The organism is Paenibacillus eucommiae, assembly GCF_017874215.1.
Lineage (GTDB): Bacteria > Bacillota > Bacilli > Paenibacillales > NBRC-103111 > Paenibacillus_AI > Paenibacillus_AI eucommiae.
In genome coordinates this window covers 511,986-537,602 of the sequence record NZ_JAGGLB010000003.1, presented here as the reverse complement: position 1 = coordinate 537,602, position 25,617 = coordinate 511,986, and the positions used below count along the sequence as shown (strand labels likewise).

Genomic DNA, 25,617 nt, shown 5'->3' with positions numbered 1-25,617 from the left:
TAAATGCATTAAGCGTAAATATTACTATATGAATAGGGGCTTTTATGATGAAAAGCAAAATTCCAGTTACCGTCTTAAGTGGATATTTAGGTTCCGGTAAGACCACGATTCTCAATCATGTATTAAATAATCGCCAAGGCTTGAAGGTAGCGGTAATTGTTAACGATTTAAGTGAAGTGAATATCGATGCCGATTTGATCCGGGATGGCGGGGGGCTGTCGCGAACGAATGAAGAACTCATTGAAATCTCCAATGGCTGCATTTGCTGCACACTTCGTGAAGACTTATTGCGAGAAGTGCAAAGGCTGGCAAAAGAAAATCGGTTCGACTATATCCTCATCGAGTCTACGGGGGTAGGAGAGCCGATCCCTGTTGCGCAAACTTTCACCTACATAGATGAAGAGCAGGGAATTGATTTGTCTGAATTATGCCGCTTGGACTGTATGGTTACCGTTGTTGATGCTTATCGGTTCTGGACTGATTTCTCATCTGGTGAAACACTACTAGATCGTGGACAGGCTGTAGGGGATGACGATACGCGTGATGTAGTTGATCTTCTGATCGATCAGATTGAGTTTTGCGATGTTCTGATTATGAATAAATGTGACATGGTTGCTCCTGACGAGCTGGAAGAGCTTGAGGGTGTGCTGCGCAAGCTGCAGCCGCGGGCCAAGCTGATACGAGCCATAAAGGGCCAAATAGAACCAGCTGATATTTTAAACACTCGATTGTTTGATTTCGACGCTGCCAGCACATCAGCCGGATGGATGAAGGAAATGGAGAAACCGGCTCACACCCCGGAAACGGAAGAGTATGGTATCGCTTCTTTTGTATACGAAAGGGTGGAACCTTTCCATCCGGAAAGGCTTATGACCTGGATGGAGGAGTGGCCAGTTGAAATTGTGCGTGCGAAAGGCATGATGTGGCTGGCTTCCCGTAATGATTTCGCCCAGAGCTTTAGCCAAGCGGGACCTTCGATTCAATTTGGACCCGCTGGTTATTGGGTTGCAGCACTCCCGGAAGCAGAGCGTGCAGAACTACTGCAGGAGGATAAAGAGCTTTCGAAGCAGTGGGATCCAATCTCTGGAGATCGTATTAATAAGGTAGTGTTTATCGGCATTGAAATGAATAAGGAGCAGATCATTGCTTCTTTGGATGGTTGTCTGCTAACTGATAATGAAAAACAGCAGGATTGGACCCGGTTTGCTGATCCATTTCCAAACAGCGCTTCTGAGCTGAAAGAAGTATTTAACTTGACATAGGAGGTGAGTAAGCATGCGAATTATAATCACACTAGCTTGTACAGAAACGGGAGATCGTAATTATACGACAACCAAGAATAAGCGGAACCAGCCAGGACGCTTGGAGCTTAGGAAGTTCTGTCCGCGTCTCAATAAATATACACTGCACCGTGAAACCAGATAACAGCAGCTCCACTATGAAATAAACCCGGCTTCCCTGTAGCGTTAAGGGAAGTCGGGTTTATTTTTACATAACAGATAATTAAGTACTTTGCAATGCACTATTGCCACTATCCCCTTCGCTCAGGAAGCAACCTCTTTTGGCCGCACTTTTGAGCGTTTGTGCTACGTGTGCTTCGCGTGCTTCACTTTAACGATGATTTTCATCGTTAAAGTAAAGATGTGGAGAGGGCATGGTGCTTTTAACGATGAAAAACATCGTAAAGTAGCAGGTAGGGGGCTCTTCCCTCTTCTTCATTCCTAACGCTGCGCCCGCTAGGAAATTTTCTCTCTAATCAAGGGAAAACCCTTGCTGGTTGTTCATTTGAGCTTGGTGTTTGTGATTCGTTGTAGCTAAAGAGAGGGAATGGCTGTGGGCGGAAGAGCGTAAGCGCCCGCCTTTAAAGATTTGTTCCAACCCCCACATCCATTCCAATCAAGGGAACAAATCTTTAACAGTGGCTGGAACCCACAGCCATTCCCTCCCCGAACCAACAACATAACGAAGACGCCCCTCAAAGGACGCAACAAGTTTTTCTTAAAAGAATTAAGGTAGAATTAAGCTACTGTTTTCTAATGCTTTAGCTTGAGCATTTATAATGAATGGTAGAAGGAGAGTGTGAAAAATGAAGAAATGGCGTAAAAGATTATTGAAGACATTTATTTTCGGGCTGCTGGCTATTGTTGTGCTTGTGGGATCAGGTTTGATATATGAACAGGTGAGCACCAGCCAAGATCTGAAATCTTATACCCCAAGCGGCAAGCTGTACAATGTGAATGGAAAAAATATGCATGTATATACAGGTGGTCAAGGTGATGTAACGGTAGTACTGGCTTCTGGTTGGGGCACGGCTAATCCGTATGTTGATTTTTCCCCACTGTATGAGAAGCTTGCACCACATGTTAAGTTCGCTGTCTATGACAGGTTTGGCTATGGGTACAGTGATACGACGGATAAGAAGCGTGACATTGATACTATAACGAACGAAATACACGAGGTGCTGCAGGCATCCGGCCAAAAGCCGCCTTACCTGCTTGTGGGACATTCGCTAGGAGCCCTCGAAACGCTCCGCTTTGCACAGAAATACCCGGACGAGGTACAAGGTATCGTGATGCTGGATGCCGGAAGTCCGGAATATTACTACAATGATACGGATCCAGTAGAAGCCGGCTTTATCAATAAGCTGCTCATAAAAACAGGTGTGATTCGGATGCTTTTCCAGGCTGACAGTGTTATAGAAAGCACACGTTCAATGCGAAATGGCTTGAAGTTCGTACCGGATGAACTGAAGCAGATTGATCTGACAGCCTCATTGCTTAAGCTTGAAAATGCCAATATAGCGGACGAAATGCGTCAATTCAAGGTGAATGCAAAGGTCGTATTGGATGACAAACAACCCTTTCCTTTCCCGCTTACGGTGCTGACATCCGATTACTTAGGGGTTAGCGATGAAGTCTGGAACAAATACGAAGCGGAATTTACTTCTTGGTCCTTGCAAGCGAAGCAATTGGTGGTCAAGGATACCGATCATTATATTCATCAATATCGCCCTGATCTCGTTGCCGATGAAATATTGGCTTTGACCAAGCGGTAGACTGTCTGACAGCCTGTGAAAGACATAAGAATACGACAAAAAGTCCAAAGCAACATGTTGCTAGTGGACTTTTTGTCCGTTGCATGCAATTGCCGCTATTTACTTGACGTTTGAGAGCTTCAATCCTATAATCGTGATAGCGCATAGCGCAACAGCTTTTTTCAGAACAGGATAGGGGTTTAGACGAGTGAAAAAGTTCAAGAAGTTTTATATTGAAATTACGAGTGTTTGTAATCTTGCCTGTACTTTTTGCCCACAAACGAAGCGACAATCCAATTTTATCAAGATAGATGATTTTACGAAAATATTAGATGAAATCAAGCCTCATACCGATTATATTTATTATCATGTCAAGGGGGAGCCGCTGCTTCATCCGAAGATTGATCAGTTATTGGATTTGAGCCACGAAAGAGGCTTTAAAGTCAATATTACTACAAATGGTACGTTGATCGATAAAGCGAAGCATAAAATTTTGATGAAGCCGGCACTTAGGCAAGTAAACTTTTCCTTGCACAGCTTTGATGGACATGAAGGCTCCAAGGACAAGGCGGGATATCTGGCAAGTATTTTAACTTTTGTTCGAGAAGCCGTAGCTAACAGTAATGTGATTATATCCTTCAGGCTTTGGAACTTAACTAAGGATAATGAAACCAATTTGGAGAAAAATAAAAACCGTCAATTGCTTGAAATTATTGAGAATGAATTTAATCTCGATTATAAAATTGAAGAGAAGTTCGTGCGCGGCAGCGGGCTCAAGATAGCAAATAACGTATACTTGAATCAGGATCATGAATTTGAATGGCCGGATTTAAAAGCGGAAGAGGATGAGGGAAAAGGATTTTGTCATGCACTTAGAAATCAGGCAGCCATACTGGTGGATGGAACTGTAGTTCCTTGCTGTCTGGATGGCGAAGGCGTTATTAATCTGGGGAATGTTCATCAATCCCGGTTTTCTGATATTGTGGAGAGTGAAAGAGCCAACAACCTTTTTGACGGATTTTCCAGAAGAGAAGCCGTTGAAGAATTATGTAGGAAATGCGGATACAGAAAAAGGTTTGGCTGATCATGAAAGGGCTGCTTAGCACTATGTGTGCTGAGCAGCCCTTTCTAGCATTTTACCATGCTATTCGATCGCTTAATTGATGCGTTGGCTCATTTCTCTGAATGAGAAGATCTACTCAAAATGTTATCATCCCTAGCCAAGCACATAACAAGCCCAGCAAAATAGATGCCACGATGTAAACTGCAGCGCGGTACCATTTTCCGGACTGTAGTAATTGAATGGTTTCATAGCCAAAGGTGGAAAAAGTAGTGAAACCGCCAGAAAACCCTGTACCGACTATGAGCCATGCCCAATTCGGAATGTCATGATGTTGGTTCATGGCATACAAGCCCCCAAGCAGAAAAGACCCAGTCATATTAATCGACCATGTTCCCCAAGGAAATCCAGTACCTACTTTTGATGAAATCCATTTCCCCATATAATACCGTAATAATGTTCCTACAACCCCAGCAAGTCCAATGGCTGCAATCATACAGCTACACCCTTCCTGTTTGCTTGAGCCTTGGCCAAAACAACCCCGATCAACGTTAGCGCTATGCCTCCTAAAACACTTGCTCCTATATAAATAGCAGCGATATCAACTCTTCCTGCCTGAATAAACTCAACGGATTGAACGGAAAAAGCAGAGAATGTAGTGTAGGCCCCTGCTAATCCAGTACCGAGACCAAGACGGATTTCCGGACGAACCTTCCAATGGAGAAGCGTAATAGTAAAGAACCATCCAAGAAAGAGGGAGCCGCTTAAATTAATGATTAAAGTTGCTAGTGGAAAGGCACCGGAAAACGATTCAAACCAAACACCAATTTCGTATCTCAAAATAGTTCCGATAAATCCTCCAATTGCTAGAGCTATTACATTCATACAGCTTCTCCTTCTTACTATCGAGCTTATCATTATCATATAAACAAACCTTTGGTTTGTAAAATAAATAAATCCGGGTCTGACCGCTAAAATTGATTTCGTTTATCATCTTCTATAAAATTAACAATTGTAGGCAATAAAAATTCAGCATTGGAGGGAATACAATGGAATATAGAATCGAGAAAGATTCGATAGGGGAAATCAAAGTACCTTTGGATAAATTATGGGCTGCCCAAACCCAACGAAGCTTCGAGAACTTCGATATCGGGACTGAAAAAATGCCGCAAGCCATTATACAAGCGTTTGCCATCCTGAAAAAGAGCGCTGCTCTGGCTAATCATAAGCTGGGTTCCTTATCGAATGAGAAGACAGAGGCCATTGTAGCAGCGGCCGATGAAATCATAGATGGGAAGCTTGATGAACACTTTCCATTAGTTGTATGGCAGACCGGAAGCGGGACGCAGTCCAATATGAATGTAAATGAGGTTATTGCCAACCGGGCTAATCAAATATTAAAGCAGGGTGGAAGTGAGCAAAGGGTTCATCCCAACGATGATGTCAATCAATCTCAGAGCTCTAACGATACTTTCCCTACTGCGATGCATATAGCAGGACTTATTACCATTGAAGATCAAGTGCTTCCAGCTGTTGCTGAATTAAAGGAGACTCTACGTCAGAAAAGTGAAGCTTTCCAGGGTATTATAAAAATTGGCAGAACTCATTTACAGGATGCCACGCCACTAACGCTTGGTCAGGAAGTAAGCGGCTGGGTTCGTATGCTGGAAAAAACGGAGCATATGATTCGCGTAAGTGCAGAATCCTTGAGTGAGCTGGCGATTGGCGGAACGGCGGTAGGAACGGGAATCAATGCTCATCCGAAATTCGGAGCCATTACTGCGGAGGAGATTAGCAGGTTAACCGGCAAAACGTTTACTTCGGCCATTAATAAATTTCATGCATTGACAAGCCATGATGAGCTGGTCTATGTGCATGGTGCATTAAAGGCGCTAGCCGCAGATACGATGAAAATTGCCAACGATGTAAGATGGCTTGCCAGCGGGCCGCGCTGCGGCATTGGGGAGATTTCCATTCCGGCAAATGAACCGGGAAGCTCTATTATGCCTGGAAAAGTCAATCCTACACAAAGTGAGGCATTGACGATGGTTGTCTGCCAGGTGATGGGTAATGATGCGACGATCGGGTTTGCTGCCAGCCAGGGGAATTTTGAGCTGAATGTGTTCAAGCCCGTCATTATTTATAATTTCCTGCAATCTGCCCGATTGCTTAGTGATGCTATTCGTTCCTTCAACGACCACTGCGCTATCGGTATTGAACCCAACTATACAGTCATCCAAAACAATGTGGAAAGATCCCTGATGCTGGTTACAGCGTTAAACCCGCACATCGGATATGAGCAGGCAGCAGCTATTGCCAAGCGGGCCCATCAAGAAGGGACAACACTCAAGGAGGCCGCTGTACAAAGCAAGCTTTTGACAGAAGAGGAATTTGACCGCATCGTTAGACCCGAGCTGATGATCGGTCCTGCTTCACTGGGCAGCTAACCTCTGCTAAAAAACGATTAACTTGCGATGTCGTGTTTTTTATCGTTAAAGCATCAGGTCCTCCTCAACTGTGCGGGCTCATATCTCCAGCGCCAGAGCCAGCGCCAGCTAGGACATCTCCTCTTACCAAGAGAAAAACCCTTGCTGGCTGTTCGTTTGAACATGGTGTTCGTGTGATTCGTGCGATTGTAGCTAAAGAAAGGGAATGGCTGTGGGAGAAAGAGCGGTAGCGACCGCCTTTAAAGATTTGTTCCTACCTCCTCATCGATACGATTCAAGGGAACAAATCTTTAACAGCGGCTGGAGCCCACAGCCATTCCCTCCGCAACGCACCAAGTCACGAACACACACATCAAAGGACGCCATTTATGAATACAAGCCTGGATGCGATTTTTCTATGGTATCGTCAGTATCAGTATTACGGCGTTTCTTGTTTGTAAGCAATTGGACACATACAAATAGTACTAGGAACAAAACCATGAATCCAGCGGAATAGCGGTACATTAGTGCATAGCTTGAGACCGAAGATATCGCCCCCAGAATCAATGCGCCTGCTGCAACCCCGAAGTCTGTAGAGTTGTAAAACATACTGTTGGCCATACCGTGCTGATCAGGTGAGCCTGACCGAAGCATCCATGCTTGAATAGTGGGCTGGATTGCGCCAAAACCGATTCCATACAACAGGGCAGACAAAATAAGCATTGGCGTAGTGGTCGCGAAGGATAGTACTGTTAAGCTGGCCACGACGCTAATTGCAGCGGGAATGAGGACGGCGGCATGACCTTTGGTATCAAATACTCTTCCCGATATAGGGCGAATAATAATGATGGTGACAGCATTAAATAAGAAAAACAAGCCAACCTGTTCTAAATGCACAGATCCTCCGAATAACGCGATAAAGCTGAGGAGCCCGCCATAGGTCACGGCCAGTAAGACGTTCAATAGCGCTGGTATAAATAATTTGTTGTTAAAAGGCTGCTTGGACGGAGATTTGGATTTCGAATCTGGAGAACGCTGTGTTTTCGCACTTGTAAAACGCAGTGTTTTCGTATCGGGAGGGATCGCACGCGACAATAAAATAATCGGAAAAATAAGGAGCACAACAACAGTGCCGATCACTGTCAGCGAACTGAAGCCGGCCTGTTTCATTACGTTCAATCCAATCATCGGCCCAATGGACATAGCCAGGCTGGTGGACAAGCCGAAGTAACCGATGCCTTCTCCCATCCTGTTTCCCGGAATAATTTGTGACACTAATGTCGGCAGGATCGTGCTTGCCATCCCAAATCCGATTCCATAACCAACACGCATAATGAGCAGCGAGCCAATTGAATCCGCATATATGTAAACACCAGTAACCACAGCGGCCAAGGCTAGACCAACAAGTAACAGGATATTACGATGCACCTTACGCATCAAGGCAGCTGTCATGAAGCGAGTTACTATTGCCGATAAAGCGAAGACGCTAGTTACAAGACTAACCGTCAAGTCCCCTGCAAGAAACTCCTTCTTCACATATTCGGGAAAAGAGGAGAGAAGCATCTGTAAATTCAAAAACAATAAGAACGAGCAAATCGTTAAAACGATAAAAGATTTTGTCCATAATTTAGTTTGTTGGGTTTGGTACAGCATGGCTGCTTATCCTACTCTCTGTCTGTTAGTTCAGTAGCAAAATTGTTTATCCGCAAAAGAAGCTCTACCAGCACATTGTATTCTTCCTCTGAAACGCATTGCTTGATGTCTTTAATAAGCTGCTGCTCGATCGGGGTAGTCTCTTGAATGAGGGTTGTCCCTTTGGCTGTAATATAGACCAGAAACGCCCGGCGGTCGTTCGTCCCAGCCTCTTTATAAATAAGGCCTTTTCCTTCTAAATGATCAAGAATACGTGTGGTTGTCGGCTTATCTTTGCCTGAACGCCCGGCGATTACCTTCTGAATCAGGCCTTCAGCTCTAGCTATCTGGTAGAGGACCGACCACTGCTCAGGAGTAATATCGTATTCCTTCAAACGATGCTGGAAAAGGGAAGATATTTTACGATAGGTTACACCCATAATAAAGCCGATCGAACTATCCAATACATTTACGTTTTCTGTCATGGTCAACTTCCTTTTTGTTATATAGTTGTTAAGACAACTATATGTTAGACAACTAAAGTTGTCAATGCGAATACTTGAACTCTCTAACCCATCTCCTCCGGAAAGGAGCGTGGTTACACTTAAGGACGATGTTTTTGATCGTTAAATCAAGTGCTGTCAAGTCCTGTGGATAAAGTTTGCAGATAAAGTATATTTTCCTTTTTTGAGGTAATTATATGATCAATAGCTATGTAAAAGAGATCAAGTGGAGGCATGCAAAAAGCTATGGTTACAATTTCCCCGGAAACAGCACATAATTTAAAGCTAACATCAGCAGAAATCGCAAATATCTGGACGAATTATCAAAACGATACGATGGCCATATGTACATTAAGCTCTTTTTTACAGCATGTTGATGATCCTGACATTAGGTCTGTTGTAGAGCTTTCCTTAAAGCAGTCCCGTATGCATATTGAAAAGTTGGAAGCTTTTTTCACTAAGGATCATTTGCCTATTCCTGTTGGCTTTTCTGAAAAATATGATCTGAATATTGAAGCTCCTCGTTTGTTTACCGATGATTTTTACTTGTTTTATGTTGAAAACATAGGCAAGCTTGGTGCGGTGGCTTATACATTAGCCTTGTCCAATTCGGCGAGGCCGGATATGTGCCAATATTATACAGAATGCTTGAGTGAATCGGCACAGCTGCTAAATAAAGCAATGGAGACCATGTTGAAGAAAGGGACATTTATAAGATCTCCTTATATTCCAGAATACAAAGAAGTAGAGTTTGTCAAAAAGGAAAGTTATATTCAAGGATTATTGGGGGGCCACAGACCTTTAAATGTGCTGGATATGACAAATATCTATTTTAATTTGATCCAAAATCAACTAGGCCGTACTTTACTTATGGGTTTCAGCCAAGTTGCCAGGTCGCAACAAGTTCGTGATTATCTGGTAAGAGGTAGGAACATTGCCGATAAGCATGTGGAAATATTCGGCTCTACCTTAAGCAAGGAGTATCTTCCCTCAGCAAGCACCTGGGATGTATTGCCAACGGCTTCCAAGATTGCTCCTGTTTCTGATAAAATCATGATGTTTCACGTTTCTATGTTAAATTCGGCTGGAATAGGGCATTATGGGCAAAGTCTCGGTCTGGGACCCAGACGGGATTTGGGAGCAATCTATGTCCGTCTGATGATGGAAATTATGGCTTATGCAGATGACGGGGCAGACATCATGATTGATAACGGGTGGATGGAACAACCACCTCAAGCTGTTGACCGAGATAAGCTTGCAAAGGGATAGATGTGAGATGAATGGGTAGACATAAACGTGTCGAGGTTATTTTATGGAGCATTGCCCTTCCCGGATTTGGACAAATTCTAAATGGCCACGTTGTGAAAGGGCTGTTATTGATTGTCCTGGAATTTATGGTGAATTTAAAATCGAATTTAAATCTGGTTATAATCGCCAGCTTTAAAGGTGAAATTCAAAATGCCATCAACCTAACAGATTACCATTGGCTGATGTTCTACCCTTGTATATATATGTTTGGAATATGGGATGCATATAGAGAAGTCAGCAGTGAATTAAACCCATATTCCTATCTTCCCTTTGTTACTTCTGCTTTTGTTGCAACGGTTGGTCTTATTTATTCGAGTTGGCGTATTTGTGGCATATTATGGGGGCCCGTATGGCTTCCCATGTTATTTTGCTTTATTGGATTAGGCATAGGTTTTATATTAAAAAAATGGTTTCTTTCTTTGATGAAAGATCCTGTGGAAAACTGAAACTCAGAGCTAAGGTCTTCTCTAAAATGAGAGGACTTTATTTTTTTGTTGAAAACTACATCAACTATCCATAGATAAAATCCATAAACTTTGATATAATGAGAATGTTTTTCATTAATCAATCCCATTCACCATATGAATGAAGTATAGCGTTGTTATTTTTATCATACATAAGCAAGGAATTGATCATTCGAAGAGGAGTGGATGCTAGTGGACATTATAAATTCAGATCAATTAGAAAAAATGTTTTATATTCATTTGCAGGAACCTGAAAAAGCTGTTTTTTCCATGAATGCCGCCGATATGCTGAACGAGGACAATATGCAGAGCTTGGTCTCTTACTATGGTTCGCATATGAAAGCAATTGAGGATACGGCTCCCGCGGCGTATTTAGCAAGCTGGTTTGGCGGGTTGGCATTAGCTCTCCAATATACTGCATCCTTACATAACATGGCGCTGGATTTCTCGCTCCGCAATATTAGCGTTCATATCATTCCTGATGATGGCTATGTGCGCATTGCCTTCCAGCTGCACGAGCGGATTGAAGAAAAAGCACCAGAATTGGAAGCCGATAGGCCAGCATGGCGGGAGCGTGTATTTTCAAGTTTATATGGAGATACCTTGCGGCCGTTGTTTGAACAACTGTCAGAGACAACTAAATTAAACGCAGGCCAACTGTGGGGACAACTGCCTACTAAATTTAATTATTATATGGATGGGTTTGAGGAAGCAACCAGCGAGCTACTGGTTAAGGAGCGGTTGGCTGATGATTATCGTTTCTTGAAGCTGGAGCTGAATCCAGCTGTCTTCGGCCGCAGCAAAAATCCATTCGATGTGAAAATCAGGTTTGTGGAGCATATTCTGGAACCGGATAAACAGGTTCGTATGAAAAACGCATGCTGCCGGTATATTTATACAGAAGGTGGCACTTACTGTTATACGTGTCCGCGTATGAAAGAAGAAGAACGGGCGGAGAAGCGTGAGAGCTACAGGGCTCGTGTGGGCTCGGCAAAATAGCGAAGCACCTCCAATTGGTCTGACAATCGACAAAGAGAAATAAGACTGCCGTGGCAGCGTCTTATTTCTTTTTGTCGTTTTGTCGTTTTGTCGTTTTGTCATTTTGTCGTTAAAGGGGTCCGATCTTATTTTGTTCTTTTCAGTTAAAATGGTAATGTTAAAGAAGACAGGTTTTTTGCTTAACTGTTAATGGAAATGAATGGAGGACATGGGGTGGAATTCAAAGTACTTGTGGCTGATGATGAACAGGCGATTGTTAAGGCGATTGCTTATGCTTTAAAGCGTGAAGGTTTTATTGTGGAGACCGCGGCTGATGGTGAAGAAGCGCTGCAAAAAACGAAAGCTTTTCAGCCTCATGTGCTTGTGTTGGATGTCATGATGCCAAAGCTGAACGGTTTTGATGTATGCCGGAAATTGGAGCATCGTCAGGATGTCGGTATTTTACTGCTAACAGTGAAAAACGATATCGTGGATAAAGTTCTGGGGCTTGAGCTGGGTGCTGACGATTATATGACCAAGCCATTTGATCTTCGGGAATTGGTTGCCAGAGTGAAGGCGCTGTGTAGAAGAATGGAAAAGAACGGGAAAGAGGCGGCGCCCAAAAAGGTAGAGATCGGTAGCCTTATCGTTTATATAGAGCAACGAAGTGTCTCTTTACATGGAGAACCATTAGCTTTGACACCTAAGGAATTCGATCTCCTTACACTTATGCTGACTCACTTGAAGCGGGTTTTTACTCGTGAAGAGCTGCTTGATATGGTATGGGACATGGATTATGCAGGAGGCACACGGACTGTGGATATTCATATTCAACGTCTTAGGACGAAGCTGGGTCCAGATCATCAGCAAATACTTCAAACGGTATATGGAATAGGATATAGAGCTACTGGAGATATTGTATGCGAGTAAGTGTTAGATGGAAATTCACTTGGTTTATTGCGGTGCTGCTTCTGTTTACTATCGGTATACTCAGTATATACGTGCTTAAAGGCATTTCCGATTATCAGCGCACTCAAACTGAGAGAGCTTTGGAAAAGCAAGTGGAGATGGCGAATATTATCGTCAGGCAGCAATATGTAACGGGAACCCGATTCGAACCAAAAACCTTTATGGGGCTGCAGGGACAAAAATTGGCTGTTGAAATAGGTGCAAGCAGTGGTATGCGAGTTAGCCTGTATGATCCGGAGGGTGTCGAGGTTGGTGATTCGCTTCCGATGGCTGAAAAAGCGGATATCCATGAAGCGCTTCAGTATGCGCTGCAAAATAAAATTGCTTATTTCGCCGTAGGGGATACTCTGGAATATATGGCTCCTCTGCAAAGTCCTGACGGCCTGCTTGGGGTTATTCACTTTCAGGCTTTTCTTCATGAACAGCACGCGTTTTACCGAAATATCCTTAACTTGTTTTTGGTCGCTGGTTTCATTGTCCTAGGCATCAGCTTTCTGTTCGGATTGTTGTACATGACTCGGCAAGCCAAGGATATTAGCCGTTTAAAAGATGCAGCGGATCAAATCCGGCGAGGTGATTACATGGAAAGACCAAGCTTGCAGAGGCGGGATGAGCTGGGGGATTTGAGCCTGGGCATTTACGATATGAGCTTGGCTATTCAAAGCAATATCGTAGCCTTAAACGAAGAGAAGGATAAGCTGCAAGTGGCATTACAGAAGCTGCAGCAGCTTGAACAACAGCAAAAACAGTTCATTCATAACGTCAGTCACGAATTAAAAACCCCGCTTACCTCCATTCAAGCTTATGTGGATTTGCTTCATATGTATGACGATGATCCTTCCTTGATTAAAGAAGCCCGGGAGGCAATTGCGCAGGAATCCAGCCGCCTATATGAATTGGTGGAGAAGGTGCTTCAATTGGCCGCCTTGGAAAAATATGAGTTTGATTATCATCCGGAAAGGGTCGACTTAAAGCCTTTGTTGGCAAATATCTGCCTCCGCCTGAAAGGGAAGGCGGATAAATTCGGAATTTCTATTTTACCGGAATTGCAATCTGTGCATATTTGGGCTGATCGGGACAGCCTTATTCATATTTTCGTCAATTTACTTGATAATGCTATTAAATACAACTTAGATCAGGGGTCGGTTACCGTGAGAACGGATGTAGGGCAAGATTTTGTCGAGGTTGCCTTTATAGACACAGGGGTTGGTATTCCACCAGAGCGTAGAGAGCTTATTTTTGAACCCTTTTATACAGTTAATAAGGATAGATCCCGTCAATCAGGCGGGACAGGACTTGGCTTGGCTTTGGTCAGACAGCTGGTTGATAGGCAGGGTGGGCAAGTCCGGGTGGAGGAAGCGGCAGGGCAAGGTACGAGGATGATTGTTACTTTCGTTATATGTAAACTCTGAAATATTTACAAGTTGGAAACAAGTAGAGATTTTCTTGAAATATGGCTGAACTATACTTGGGTTATAAGAAAGGAGGTCATGACGCTGAACGATCGATTAACCGCACTGTTCAGGCAGGGGGCAGCCTGGATGATTATGATAGGTATACTCGTAACGGCTGCGGCCTGTAACGGTGTGAATGGGGGGAGCTCCATTACCGTACTAGATCCACCCGTTATTCCTTCGGATGGGGATATCGTATTGGATCGGATCGATCGGTTGGATGGGGTATACGGGCTGGATTGGGTTTCTGATGAAGAGCTGCTAGGTGCTTTGCCAGCAGCTTCGTACGATAGAGAGGTTATCCTCTATCATCTGCAATCCGGCAAATCGAACTATCACCCCATGAGTCTGGAATATGGCTCTTTGCTGCAAATATCCCCGGATCGCAATCATGTGATTATTCTTCAGAGATTGTTTGGAAAGTCACGGATCGTCAACTTGAAGAGCGGAGATATGATCAAGCTTCCTGTAGAGGGAAGGGAAGTTGGAGGCTCTTGGGTTGATGAGAGGACATATGTTCTACCTATATTTGAGAAAAGTGGAGATCAATTGGTTTTAGTAGATATAGACGGAAGTATATCGCCCTTAAAGCTCCCCAAGGGGGTGGATTTTATCCAAAAGGTCGTTATGAAAGAGGATCATATCTATATACTTGACGCTAGGCATCAATTAAGTCTGTTTGTAAAGGGCAGCACGGATACAAGCTTGATAAGAAACGGTGTTACAGATTTTGCGCTTTCTCCAGATGGAGCCCAAATCTCCTTTGTTGCCGAGACAGCGCCTAATCAGCAATCTCTATTCATTATGGATTCATTTCATGGCAAAGGGAAAGGGTGGGAGAACGGCAAAGAGAAGAAACTGGTTGCGATGGGACGCCTTATACAGCAATTGTCCTGGTCACCGGATGGAAGGAAGCTTGGCTTCTCAGCCTTCAGTCTGGATGAGGGAATGACTGGATTATACGTCGTAAATACCGGGACTGGCAGTACTATAGCCGTTTCCTATAAGCAAAATTTAAAAAGTGCAATTATTTGGAGCCCTTCAGCTATGCAGTTTATGGTTAGTGAAGATAATCCATCTGAAATAGAGGGTCATGCGTTCACGAATATTTACAGGCTGAAATAAAAAGATAAATTGGAGTGTTGGAGATATGAAACATTTAGGATATACGATGGGCATTTCCCTGCTGATCATCGCGCTATTGTCAGGCTGCGGAAACAAGGAACAAGACCTGACAGTTAAGCAGCCGGTTGACGCAGGCTCAGGAACCCATTCTGTACAACCTGTTCCTACGGCAAATAAACCGGAAGAAGTGCTGAAACTGTTTGAATTACGTGTGGCTCAGGCTAAGGAAGCTCGTGTAGTCATTGCTTTCATGGATGAACACATCAAAAAGGTGGATTCACAGACAGCAGATAAGATGTTTTTGGTGCTTGAGCAATTTTATGAACAACATCTACCCGCCCTGAATGCCAATTTTGCAACTATGCTGGCTCAACCTGAAACTGCGGAAAACATGCGTGAGCTCGGATATCCCGTTGATTTCAATAATATCAAAAATGACGATTCGCTAAAGCAGTGGCTAACCAATCAAGTAACGGGTAAGCTGGTATTGGATGATAAGGAAGGCGACCTTTTTTGGAGGGTTAATTACGAAGCTCTGCAAATCTATGGGGCCTCTCTATCGGATGATTTAAACGAGTATTTAAAGATAAGAGCAGAAGAATCGAAGAAAAATTTCTACAGGGATGGAAGCTTGAAAATTTCGAGGGATGAGCTGGCAGAGCGGATTATGCTGACTGAGCAATATATAACAAAGTATCCGGAAGGAAAAAGAAAGACGGAGATAAAAGCTTTATACAAACAATACTTGGTGCCCTACATTCAAGAATATACGTATGAGGCTGTCGACGAAAACACGATGAAGCTGCTGCCTGAGGTCAAACAAAGCTATGAAAGTTTGATCAAGCAGCATCCAGATAGCCAAACAGCTCAAATCGTCAAAGCCTATCTGGATCTCATTAATCAAAATCAGGATGTGATATATAGCCAGGGTACGGATAGTATTTTCGGGGAACCGAAAGCTAATATTGCTAATTTCTGGACAGAACTGAACGGCAAGGTGAATGCTTTGTTTTAATAGTAGACAGTAGACAACATGTATAATGAATCTTTCCGCTCTAGCAAGTTGACAAATCCTGGTATGACCTTTAATATGAATCTAAATAAACGTGAAGGGAGGCCGATGATAATGAATTCCAAGGACAAACGCACATTTACTATTGTAATAGAAGATTCATATCGTCGGTTTCAGCGGATTATGTGACGGTTTACTCGGTGTATTTGCTATTTAGCAGGTCCTAATTAACCTCAGTTGCATTAAAGGCCATGGACGAAAAGAGTCTATGGCTTTTTGCATTCAAAAATCTAACCGAGCGTATACAAACAAAGATCATACAAAGGAGTATAAGGTGAACATAAATATGAAAAATGAAGAAATAATCGTTGTCTCTCCCGCAGGAAGCAGCAATCACATGGCAAAAGCGTATGAGGATTACGCTTATGTGATTGATGGCATACAAAAACTTCTTACTGAGCGCTACGAAAAGCAGTTTCAAATGTATGTAAGTGATGATGGAAATGAGGATTATTGGGAGCTGCTCGAACAAGATCTGCTCACTAGCGGTAATGGTGTGGAATTTGTGGCCAGAATTTATGAACATATAGAGTCGCGAGCCTTTGCTTTTGACACTGAAGAGAGTGAAGCGGCGTTCCGCATGTTTCCTACACTACGCAACAATGTGTTTGCTTACCCTGAATGGGGAATTGCTTTGGCCAGAGTCCCTGTATTTCGGCTGCATGGCATAGGCTTGGAGGATTTTGTGTTTGCTGCTAATGATGAGTGCCTGCTCAGATTTTTGGAGCATACACGCAATCGCCGCAGAGAGCTTGACCGGTGTCAAGTTACTGTGTTTACAGATGGACCGCATGGTATTGAGAAAGAGTTGTCACCCATTACACGTATGGTCAATCGTGATGAGGTGATCATGAAAGCTGAGCTGAAAAAAGAAATTTACCGTTCGATCGATCAGTTTTTTGCTGAAGACCGCGGATTTTTTCAAGAATATCAAATTCCTTATAAGCGGGGGATTTTACTTTACGGGAAGCCTGGCAACGGGAAAACGACTCTTGTGAAATCCATTGCAGGCAGTGTCAACGCTCCTGTAGCTTATTGGCAAAATACGGAGCATACATGCAGCGATACGATTCAAGAAGTTTTTCAAGCTGCAGTGAACATGGCACCTATGATTTTAGTCATTGAAGATATTGACTCTATGCCGGTGCAGGCCCGTTCTTATTTTTTGAATACTTTGGACGGGGCTACCTCGAAAGAGGGGATCTTTATGATCGGCACGACGAATTATCCGGAAAAAATCGATCCCGCATTGACGAACAGGGCTGGAAGATTCGACCGTGCTTACGAAATTAAGCTGCCGGATACTGAGCTAAGATTAACTTATTTGCGGATAAAAGGGTTTTCCAGGCTGTTGACGGATGAAGAGATCGTCCATGCTTCAAAGCTTACCGAAGGGTTTACGTTTGCCCAATTGAATGAACTCTATGTATCTGCTGCGCTGGAATGGCATTATGAGAAAACTGTACATGTGGAAAAACTCGTGAAAACAATGAAAATCGACCTTCAAAAGGGAAAAACGATGAATTGGATCAAAGAAGAGAGCGATGCGCAGGTAGGTTTTCTTGTCCGTTAGCACTTAGCACACATGATTTGCAAGCCATATGGTTATAGTATAAATGACTTTAACCTGGGAGGTTGACAGCTAATGGAGAACACACATGATTTTGTGCAAAAATTGCAGGAAACACAGGAGAAAGCTGAAGAAAATCAAAAGCATCAAGGCAAAGGATCACCGGCAAAAAAGTTGGCATCCAAGCAGCATGGCACAAATAAATAGTATCCACAATAAAATCCCCGCCTATTTCCATAATAGGCAGGGATTTTTGATGTGAAATTTTTACGTGATGATCGTAATAGTTGGTGCAGAAATGGTTGGCGGTGTAGTCATTGTTGAAGTTGAATTTCCGAAGTTCGCTATCTCTAGCAAAACAGGGACACCTTCTGCAATATCTATTGCTGCTAGAACCAAATCAGCTGTTGTTAAAGTGGAAAGAGCACTTTGCTGGAGAACTCCATTGATATATACATTAAAATAATCTTCTGCAGTTATTGCGGGTAATGCAACCACTGGGGCATCATCATCATCTATGAAACTTGCTGCAGGGATAGTAGTATCCGTAGCACCTATCATTCCAGCAGTTATCGCTGCAAAGTAACGAGATACGACTGGATTTACGGAGGTAGAAATAACGCCACCTGAAGCTATTGGTGCAGAGGCTGTTGCGGTAAACACTGGTTTTATAACGGGCATGTTGTCACCTCCTTTCTACTTTTTTAAACCTAGTAAATTCGCAAATCCTATGGTTCTCTATTAGTAAATGAGAAAAAATTTTTTTTGCAACGGCTGTTTGGCCAAAATTTATGGAACTAAGCTAGCTATCTAATCTTGTTATACAAAAAAAGGGCATGGGACGATCAGTTATATGTCCGATCCCTAGTAGGTCAAGCAGCATACTATAATAAAACTAAATGTGGGGAGGTGTTGATATTGGGTAGCCCAGATACCCGAAAATTATTGCGTTTCAGCAAAAATCCCAGTCAAAAAAAACCTAAATCAAGTTCTAGTAAGGCTGTTACCCAAAAAGGGAAAAACGATGAGAAGAAATGTGACATAACATGCCCTCTGAAAAGAAAAGAAAAATGTAAAAAACGCTTGATTTTAAAAGTGGTTTGTCCTCCCCGTAAAAGAAACACTAAAACTCCACTGGGGAAAATTGGGCCTCGAGGGCCGAAGGGCAATAGGGGAGCGCAAGGGAGCCAGGGAGTTGCGGGTCCTCCGGGACCGGCAGGAAGCGCAGGACCCGCAGGACCCGCAGGTGCACAAGGGGTACAAGGCATACAAGGAATTACAGGACCTCCAGGGCCACCGGTCATTGTTACAGGTATTACGGTTTTGCCAATCGCGCAAAGATATTTTTATTTTGCAGTCTCTGACATACAAGAGCCCATTATTATTCCCGCCAATCAATTTACGAACGATGAGGGTGTAATAACGAGTGAATTTGTAGACGTAGGCAATAATAGCTTTGTGAATCTTTATATTAATGGGCTGCTGCAGGAAGGAAGCTTATATAGTTTAAGCCTTCACGCTTTGACATTACATCTAAATGGAGACATTATTTATTCAGGTACTCCAATTATTGTGGAAGTTGTACAATTTTCTGCACAAATGACTTCCTGAAATATGCATAAAAGGCCGATAATTCCCCACAATAGAGTAGGGAGTTATCGGCTTTTATTTGTTTCTGGCACATTAGGTAATTTGCTGCTGAGAGGACAGGGAGAATAAAAAAGGTAAGGGTCGGGGTTAAAAGTAGCCTATTAGCAGCCCTCCCTCCGCCGAGATGAGTGAGTGCTCCACTTAACGATGATTTTCATCGTTAAAGTAGGGGTTCCGGGGCAATCGGTCAATTTAACGATGATTTTCATCGTTAAAGCAGGGATGTGGGGTCGACCTGGTGCTTTTAATGATGAAAAACATCGTTAAAGCAGCAGGCACTCTCGGTTGCGCGCGATGGCGGAGAATCTCTTCATCCCCAGCTCCAGCGATCACTAGGAAATCTCCTCCAATCAAGAGAAAATCCCTTGCCGATTGTTCGTTTGAGCTTGGTGTTCGTAAGATTTGTATAATTAGTGCGATTGTAGCTGAGAAGAGGGAATGGCTGTGGGTGGAAGAGCGAAAGTGTCCGCCTTTAAAGATTTGTTCCAACCCACATAGCCATTCCATTCAAGGGAACAAATTTTTAACAGCGGCTGGAGCCCACAGCCATTCCCTCACCAACCACCTACGTCACGAACATGCTCCTCAAAGGCCACCACAAGGCAGTTTTCTCGTATTATTTTGCGGCAGCTCAAGTGGATTATTGTAAACCGGCACTGCTTCCGATTAGTCTTGATTGATGTTCTATGTTAGCTTATGTAACATGAAATATGATTTTCATAAAATAATACTTGCCAACATTTTATCGACCTGCTATTATTGGTTTATGGTTCGAACATTATACCATTAATCGTAAAGTGAATTTGGAGGCAAGTCAGATGGTATCTTCTTATTTTGCACGCTTCAAACATGTAACACCCAAACGAGTTAGTGACTTTATTCTGGAACAACTCGAAGAAGCGATCATCCTTAAAGATGTTTTGCCGGAAGAGCAATTACCGCCTGAAAGGGAATTGGCCACATTATTTAAAGCCAGTAGATTGGCAGTAAGAGAAGCCATTGCAGAACTCGAAGAAAAAGGATTAATTGAAAGACGTCTTGGCGCGAAAGGCGGCACCTTCGTTCTTCCGCTCACAGCAAAAACACATCAGCGTACGAAACAGCAAATTGCTGAGAATTGGGCTCGGATGAAAGAAATGCTGGAGTATCGTTCGATTATTGAACCTGAAGCAGCACGATTGGCTGCAGCAAGAATTACGACCGAGCAGCTTGCTCATATCCGTGAGCTTGTTGAAAAGAGCAGTGGGGAAGACTGCACACGGGAAATGTTTCGCTCGCTGGATGTGAAGTTCCATCTGGAAATTGCTCATGCATCGGGAAATTCCTATATTGAAAGCGCAGTAAGGAGAGTCCGTACTAATATCAATCCGGGACTCGATTTAATGCCCTATAATCGCCAAACACAATTGTCTAGCTGCGAACTGCATCATGTGCTGCTTGAAGCTCTTGATGCACGTGATGGAGATAAAGCAAGTGAAACGATGAAAGCGCATGTCAATAAAACGTTATCAGCGCTTAGTCAGTTCGTAGAATAGAAGAAGCATGCGGGGAGGTGACAACATGAAAACAGCAGAGCGTTTACCCAAAATAGGTGTCGTAGGGTACTACATTTCAGAGGAAGAAGCAGTGGGGGGACAAGTCCGAGGCATTCCAAGACAGGCATTTTCACTATTCAGCTATGATATGATTCAGGCGATTTTCGAATCAGGAGCAACGCCTATCCCATTGCCTGTAGTTGAAAGGGATAAAATTTATCAACAAATGGATACTATAGATGGACTTGTTTTTTCTGGCGGGGAAGATTTAGACCCTCGTTTGTATGGAGAAACGATACAACCAAATTCGCACCGTATTGATCCCACCCGTGACAAATACGAAATGGACTTGATGGAAATCGCACTAGAGAGAAACATTCCAATTCTATGTATTTGCCGGGGGATGCAGCTTTTAAATGTATTTTGCGGAGGAACGTTGCATTCGGATATTGGTGAAATAGCAGATGATATGTTGAATCATTGGGAAACTAATGAGCCTTGGAAATCTGTTCACCCGGTGACTGTGAAATCCGACCACTTTGCAAGCGTTGTCTTGGGAGGAACTCACATTAATGTCAATAGTATTCATCACCAATCGGTGAAAGAATTAGGAGAAGGCCTCGAAGTGATAGGTCATTCCGAGGATCAGATTGTAGAGGCAATTGCTATGAAAGGGCGCAGCAACGTTCTGGCTCTGCAGTGGCATCCGGAAATGATGGCCAAGCAAGACGAGGAGGGACTGCGTCCATTTAAGTGGCTTAATCAAGTGGCCAATGCTCCAGCCCATACGCCTAACGCTTAAGAATGTGCAAGACTGATAATGCAATAAGGGGAATGCTTGATTTAATAGCTTTTTAAACTCAAGGAGGGGTCTACATGTTGGTTAAAAAATCTTGGATGAAAATTTCAACAGCTACAGTGCTTGCCGGTCTGCTAATTATCACTGGTTGTGGTGGCACCACTACAAAAACGCCTGAAACAACGACAACTACAACAACAAAACCTACAGATAACAATAATACCGGCGCACCTAAGAAATTAATTGTAACTTCTTTTGGTGGCGATTATGAAACGGCTCAAAAAGAATATTTGATCAAGCCTTTCGAGAAAGAGTTTAATGCGAAGGTCGAAGTGGTCACCTTATATTCAGCGGATGCATTAGTCCGTATGCGTGCCGAAAAAAATGCGCCAACACTAGATGTTGTACAATTTTCTGGTGGTCAGGAAGTACAGGCTGCTAAAGAAGGATTAATCCTGAAGGCAGATGAGAAAATTCTTAGTAATCAAAAAGAGCTTTATGAAACTGCAGTAAGTAAAAGTGGATATGGTCCAAGCATCGCCTTTGATGCTTTAGGCATTATCTACAACGATGAAAAAATTACAACTGCACCAACTTCCTGGAATGACTTGTGGAAGCCGGAGTACAAAGGCCATGTTGGACTTGTTGATCTTTCCAATACGTTCGGACTGCAATTTGCCGTTATGAACGCGAAGCTTGCTGGTGGCGATGAAACGAATATGACCCCGGGTTTCGAAAAAATCAAAACGCTTCTGCCTAACGTAGCTGCAATTGTAGCTTCTACACCAGACGTTGGAAACCTGTTTGCTCAGGAAGAAGCATGGATTGCAGCCTATGATTCTGGATATGCTTTCAACTTCCGTAAAAAAGGACAGCCTATCAAGTTCGTTGTTCCTAAAGAAGGCGCAATGGCAACCTTTATTAACGCACAAGTAGTAACAGGAAGCAAAAATGCCGATTTGGCCCAAGAGTTTATTAATTACGCTTTAAGACCGGAAGTTCAGCAAGCCTTTGCCGAGCAAACCGGATTTGCCCCATCCAATAAAAACGTTAAGCTTTCCGAAGATTTGGCAGCCGTTATGCCTTATGGTGAAGAAGCCGTTAACAGCCTGGTTCCACTTAACTGGGAAGTGGTCAGTACGAGCCGTAACGCTTGGACAGAGCAATGGAACAAACTGATCAGTAAATAATCCGTTTGAACAAAAAGAGATAACAGTATATATGGCCGATACTCGTTATCTCTTTTTTTAAAACAATGGAAAGGACGTATCTCCTATGTTGCGACGCTTGCCTGCTCAGTGGATTTTAATGGCACCCGGCTTGCTGATTTTAATTTTTTTCTTTTTGCTGCCAGTAGGACAGCTTTTGCTCTTTAGCTTTTTTCATACGACACCTGATGGATTGATGGAAAAGACGTTTGTTTTGGAGCAATACTTTGCTTTTTTTAAAGACCCTCATTATTTAATGATACTTTGGCGAACTATAGTAATTGGTGTTACGGTCAGTGTAATCTGTTTGATTCTAGGCTATTGTCTCGCTTACGGGGTGGCTCGCTCTAATCCCAAGAACAAATATTTACTGCTACTGCTTATCGCTTTACCCTTACTTACAAGTGCAGTTATTAGGAATTTTGGATGGATCGTTATTTTAGGCCGAAAAGGACTAATAAACCAGGTTCTAATGAACATTGGTTTGATTGATAAACCGCTTGATCTGCTTTACACTTCTACGGGTGTAGTTATTGCCATGGTTCACGTGCTGCTGCCATTTATGGTATTGGTTTTGTACAGTGTATTAGATGGAATGGATCGCAATCTGGAGTCTGCGGCTGCTAATTTAGGGGCGTCACCCTCCAAGGTGTTCTGGTTTGTTACACTGCCACTTTCATTGCCTGGTATCGTCGCAGGAACACTTCTTGTGTTCTCGATATCCATCAGCTTCTATATCACACCGGCATTAATTGGGGGTCCAAGGGTACAAGTGATGGCGACAGAGATCTACAATCAGACGATTCATTTAATGAATTGGCCGTTTGCTTCTGCACTTGCCGTTATTCTGCTTGTCACCGTCTTTATTATAACTAGCTTGTACAACCGGGCACTCAGCCGCAGTTCATCGCAGGGGGCTGGTATTATATGAAGAAACGTTTCTCTTTTCTAAGTGTAATCAATATCTTGATTTATTTGTTTATTGTAGCTCCTCTTGTCGTAGTGGTAATCACTTCTTTTAGCGAGAGCTCTTATCTCGTGTTTCCACCCAAAGGATTTACGTTTCACTGGTACAACGATGTACTGACAGGTGGGCGTTATGCTGAACCGTTCTGGAACAGTATCTGGATTGCTGTAACAACGACTGCTATTGCGCTTCCGTTAGGTACGTTAATAGCTTTGGCATTTAAGAAATACCAGTTCCGCTCCAAAGAATTTATGCGCTCCTTATTTTTATCTCCGCTGATTGTTCCTACCCTGCTGTTTGGGATTGGGCTTTTGATTTTTTACAGTAATTTAGGGATCAGCGCTTATTTCGTAAGATTGGTTTTGGCGCATATCATACTTACAGTGCCTTATGTGGTAAGAACAATGAGTGCAGGCTTTGCCCGGTTGGATCGTTCCGTTGAAGAAGCTTCACTTATTCTTGGTGCAACTCCGTGGGAAACCTTCCGCCTTGTAACTATACCGCTGGTACGTCCTGCTTTAATGGCAAGTGCTTTCTTTGCCTTTATCATGTCGTTCGATGAGCTTGTTATGGCTTTATTCTTAACAGGACCTGGTATGGTCACCTTACCGATGCTTATTTATTCCGATATCCAGTTTAATATGACTCCGGCAATTGCTGCCGTATCTTCGATTATCATTCTGGGCACATTGCTAATTGGTCTGCTTGGGATGGGTATGCTTAAACGAAATAAGATTTTATAGTAGGAGGTCCCCTTATGAGTGAATTACGACTGCGAGAGCTCAAAAAGCAATATGGCAGCAATGTCATTGTAGAAAACTTGGATTTAACCGTTCACAGCGGGGAAATGGTATCCCTCTTGGGACCAAGCGGCTGCGGTAAAACGACGACACTGCGAATGGTCGCAGGGCTTCTGGAGCCAACTAGCGGTTCTATTCATCTGGCAGAAAAAGAATTGACAAAGCTGGCCCCATACAAACGTAATGTCGGACTGGTCTTTCAGAATTATGCGCTTTTCCCGCATTTGACTATATTTGAAAATGTCGCGTTCGGTCTGCGTCGCCATGGTACTCCAAAGCATGAAATTAGCGACCGGGTTATGGAATCTTTACAATCGGTCCAACTGGCAGGTCTGGAGCAGCGGATGCCCGCTCAGCTTTCAGGCGGTCAGCAGCAGCGGGTAGCACTTGCCCGCACGCTTGTACTGCGTCCTCCGCTCGTTCTATTTGATGAACCGCTGAGTAATCTGGATGCGAAATTGCGTCAAATGCTGCGTATCGAAATTCGTCAGCTGCAGAAACGCATCGGATTTACAGCCATTTTCGTTACCCATGATCAAGAAGAAGCGATGGTGTTATCCGACAGAATTGCGGTTATGAACAAAGGGGATATTGTACAGCTCGACACCCCTGAGAAGGTGTATGGCCGGCCTAATGATGCTTTTGTAGCCGATTTTGTGGGTGATTCCAACCTGCTCGCGGTGAAGGAAATCAAGCCGGAAACCGGATATCTGGATGTTGTCCTTGCTGGAGGACAGCGGGTTAAAGCTGCTGATATTGTAACCAAAACGGAAAAAGCAACAGCGATGATCCGGCCGGAGGCCGTAAGGCTTTATGCAGCACATAGCAAAGATGGCTTACTGATCGATCAACAAACTCAGAACCAAATCAAAGGTACAGTTATGTATATCCACTACACAGGTTCTGCCTATTTAATCGGTCTGCAGGTCGAAGGGCTTGAAAAACCGTTTCTCGTAAAAACGCCGATGCATGGGGAAGCAAATCTTGCTGTAAGCGAAGGCGATCATGTTCATGCCGTTTGGCCAATCAGTTCTACACTTATTTTTTAAATTTTAAGGAGGAA

26 protein-coding genes are annotated in these 25,617 nt (G+C 43.4%); 21 read left to right on the top strand and 5 right to left on the bottom strand.

Features of this window, described 5'->3' with window-relative positions:
* Positions 1–47: 47 nt before the first annotated feature.
* The 4 genes from J2Z66_RS07835 to J2Z66_RS07820 all read left to right on the top strand — a co-directional run bounded on the left by J2Z66_RS07835 (position 48) and on the right by J2Z66_RS07820 (position 4,118).
* Positions 48–1,262, top strand: coding sequence for a GTP-binding protein (locus tag J2Z66_RS07835; protein WP_209970879.1), 1,215 nt, complete (start codon positions 48–50; stop codon positions 1,260–1,262).
* A 13-nt stretch (positions 1,263–1,275) separates the two neighbouring features.
* On the top strand, positions 1,276–1,425 hold the full coding sequence (gene rpmG / locus J2Z66_RS07830; protein ID WP_209970789.1) for a 50S ribosomal protein L33: 150 nt from the start codon (positions 1,276–1,278) through the stop codon (positions 1,423–1,425).
* Between the two features lie 661 nt (positions 1,426–2,086).
* Positions 2,087–3,055 (top strand): alpha/beta hydrolase, encoded by a 969-nt coding sequence (locus J2Z66_RS07825; RefSeq protein ID WP_209970788.1) that lies wholly within the window; start codon positions 2,087–2,089, stop codon positions 3,053–3,055.
* 187 nt (positions 3,056–3,242) lie between these two features.
* Entirely contained in the window at positions 3,243–4,118 is an 876-nt protein-coding gene (locus J2Z66_RS07820) for a radical SAM/SPASM domain-containing protein (RefSeq protein ID WP_209970787.1), read from the top strand.
* Positions 4,119–4,233: 115 nt separating this feature from the next.
* On the opposite strand, the gene crcB is transcribed toward J2Z66_RS07820, so the two are convergent.
* Positions 4,234–4,590, bottom strand: coding sequence for a fluoride efflux transporter CrcB (gene crcB / locus J2Z66_RS07815; protein WP_209970786.1), 357 nt, complete (start codon positions 4,588–4,590; stop codon positions 4,234–4,236).
* Positions 4,587–4,979 (bottom strand): fluoride efflux transporter FluC, encoded by a 393-nt coding sequence (locus tag J2Z66_RS07810; protein WP_209970785.1) that lies wholly within the window; start codon positions 4,977–4,979, stop codon positions 4,587–4,589. The genes crcB and J2Z66_RS07810 overlap by 4 nt, the downstream gene beginning before the upstream one ends.
* Positions 4,980–5,143: 164 nt before the next feature.
* On the opposite strand from J2Z66_RS07810, the gene fumC reads away from it, so the two are divergent.
* Positions 5,144–6,541 (top strand): class II fumarate hydratase, encoded by a 1,398-nt coding sequence (gene fumC, locus J2Z66_RS07805; RefSeq protein WP_209970784.1) that lies wholly within the window; start codon positions 5,144–5,146, stop codon positions 6,539–6,541.
* 366 nt (positions 6,542–6,907) lie between these two features.
* Here the strand turns inward: fumC and J2Z66_RS07800 are convergent, their stop codons facing one another.
* Positions 6,908–8,173, bottom strand: coding sequence for an MFS transporter (locus J2Z66_RS07800; protein ID WP_209970783.1), 1,266 nt, complete (start codon positions 8,171–8,173; stop codon positions 6,908–6,910).
* 11 nt (positions 8,174–8,184) lie between these two features.
* On the bottom strand, positions 8,185–8,637 hold the full coding sequence (locus J2Z66_RS07795; RefSeq protein ID WP_209970782.1) for a MarR family winged helix-turn-helix transcriptional regulator: 453 nt from the start codon (positions 8,635–8,637) through the stop codon (positions 8,185–8,187).
* Positions 8,638–8,889: 252 nt separating this feature from the next.
* On the opposite strand from J2Z66_RS07795, the gene J2Z66_RS07790 reads away from it, so the two are divergent.
* From J2Z66_RS07790 to J2Z66_RS07750, 9 genes are all read left to right on the top strand, one after another.
* Positions 8,890–9,924, top strand: a complete 1,035-nt coding sequence (locus J2Z66_RS07790) for a DUF3231 family protein (protein ID WP_245375341.1) — start codon at positions 8,890–8,892, stop codon at positions 9,922–9,924.
* A gap of 11 nt (positions 9,925–9,935) precedes the next feature.
* Positions 9,936–10,409, top strand: coding sequence for a hypothetical protein (locus J2Z66_RS07785; protein ID WP_209970781.1), 474 nt, complete (start codon positions 9,936–9,938; stop codon positions 10,407–10,409).
* 210 nt (positions 10,410–10,619) lie between these two features.
* Positions 10,620–11,426 carry an IucA/IucC family C-terminal-domain containing protein gene (locus tag J2Z66_RS07780; RefSeq protein ID WP_312894442.1) on the top strand — a complete coding sequence of 269 codons (807 nt, stop codon included), beginning with the start codon at positions 10,620–10,622 and terminating at the stop codon, positions 11,424–11,426.
* 213 nt (positions 11,427–11,639) lie between these two features.
* On the top strand, positions 11,640–12,335 hold the full coding sequence (locus J2Z66_RS07775) for a response regulator (RefSeq protein WP_209970779.1): 696 nt from the start codon (positions 11,640–11,642) through the stop codon (positions 12,333–12,335).
* Positions 12,326–13,786, top strand: coding sequence for a sensor histidine kinase (locus tag J2Z66_RS07770; protein WP_209970778.1), 1,461 nt, complete (start codon positions 12,326–12,328; stop codon positions 13,784–13,786). Before J2Z66_RS07775 ends, J2Z66_RS07770 begins: the two co-directional genes overlap by 10 nt.
* A 78-nt stretch (positions 13,787–13,864) precedes the next feature.
* A complete protein-coding gene (locus J2Z66_RS07765) occupies positions 13,865–14,953 on the top strand; it encodes a TolB family protein (protein WP_209970777.1) in 1,089 nt (362 codons plus the stop codon).
* Between the two features lie 25 nt (positions 14,954–14,978).
* Positions 14,979–15,968, top strand: a complete 990-nt coding sequence (locus J2Z66_RS07760; protein ID WP_209970776.1) for a helix-turn-helix domain-containing protein — start codon at positions 14,979–14,981, stop codon at positions 15,966–15,968.
* Positions 15,969–16,311: 343 nt separating this feature from the next.
* Entirely contained in the window at positions 16,312–17,598 is a 1,287-nt protein-coding gene (locus J2Z66_RS07755; protein ID WP_209970775.1) for an AAA family ATPase, read from the top strand.
* Between the two features lie 72 nt (positions 17,599–17,670).
* The gene (locus J2Z66_RS07750) at positions 17,671–17,802 is read left to right on the top strand and encodes a DUF4023 domain-containing protein (RefSeq protein WP_209970774.1); all 132 of its coding nucleotides are present in this window, start codon (positions 17,671–17,673) and stop codon (positions 17,800–17,802) included.
* A gap of 60 nt (positions 17,803–17,862) precedes the next feature.
* On the opposite strand, the gene J2Z66_RS07745 is transcribed toward J2Z66_RS07750, so the two are convergent.
* Entirely contained in the window at positions 17,863–18,276 is a 414-nt protein-coding gene (locus tag J2Z66_RS07745; RefSeq protein ID WP_209970773.1) for a DUF4183 domain-containing protein, read from the bottom strand.
* 228 nt (positions 18,277–18,504) lie between these two features.
* On the opposite strand from J2Z66_RS07745, the gene J2Z66_RS43360 reads away from it, so the two are divergent.
* From J2Z66_RS43360 to J2Z66_RS07710, 7 genes are all read left to right on the top strand, one after another.
* Positions 18,505–19,206, top strand: a complete 702-nt coding sequence (locus tag J2Z66_RS43360) for a DUF4183 domain-containing protein (RefSeq protein ID WP_312894440.1) — start codon at positions 18,505–18,507, stop codon at positions 19,204–19,206.
* An 857-nt stretch (positions 19,207–20,063) separates the two neighbouring features.
* Positions 20,064–20,780 carry a FadR/GntR family transcriptional regulator gene (locus J2Z66_RS07735; protein WP_209970772.1) on the top strand — a complete coding sequence of 239 codons (717 nt, stop codon included), beginning with the start codon at positions 20,064–20,066 and terminating at the stop codon, positions 20,778–20,780.
* Between the two features lie 25 nt (positions 20,781–20,805).
* Positions 20,806–21,582, top strand: coding sequence for a gamma-glutamyl-gamma-aminobutyrate hydrolase family protein (locus J2Z66_RS07730; RefSeq protein ID WP_209970771.1), 777 nt, complete (start codon positions 20,806–20,808; stop codon positions 21,580–21,582).
* 74 nt (positions 21,583–21,656) lie between these two features.
* A complete protein-coding gene (locus tag J2Z66_RS07725) occupies positions 21,657–22,769 on the top strand; it encodes an ABC transporter substrate-binding protein (protein ID WP_209970770.1) in 1,113 nt (370 codons plus the stop codon).
* 85 nt (positions 22,770–22,854) lie between these two features.
* Entirely contained in the window at positions 22,855–23,718 is an 864-nt protein-coding gene (locus J2Z66_RS07720; RefSeq protein WP_209970769.1) for an ABC transporter permease, read from the top strand.
* Positions 23,715–24,497, top strand: coding sequence for an ABC transporter permease (locus J2Z66_RS07715; protein ID WP_209970768.1), 783 nt, complete (start codon positions 23,715–23,717; stop codon positions 24,495–24,497). The genes J2Z66_RS07720 and J2Z66_RS07715 overlap by 4 nt, the downstream gene beginning before the upstream one ends.
* Positions 24,498–24,511: 14 nt before the next feature.
* Positions 24,512–25,603 (top strand): ABC transporter ATP-binding protein, encoded by a 1,092-nt coding sequence (locus tag J2Z66_RS07710; protein ID WP_209970767.1) that lies wholly within the window; start codon positions 24,512–24,514, stop codon positions 25,601–25,603.
* Positions 25,604–25,617: the final 14 nt, after the last annotated feature.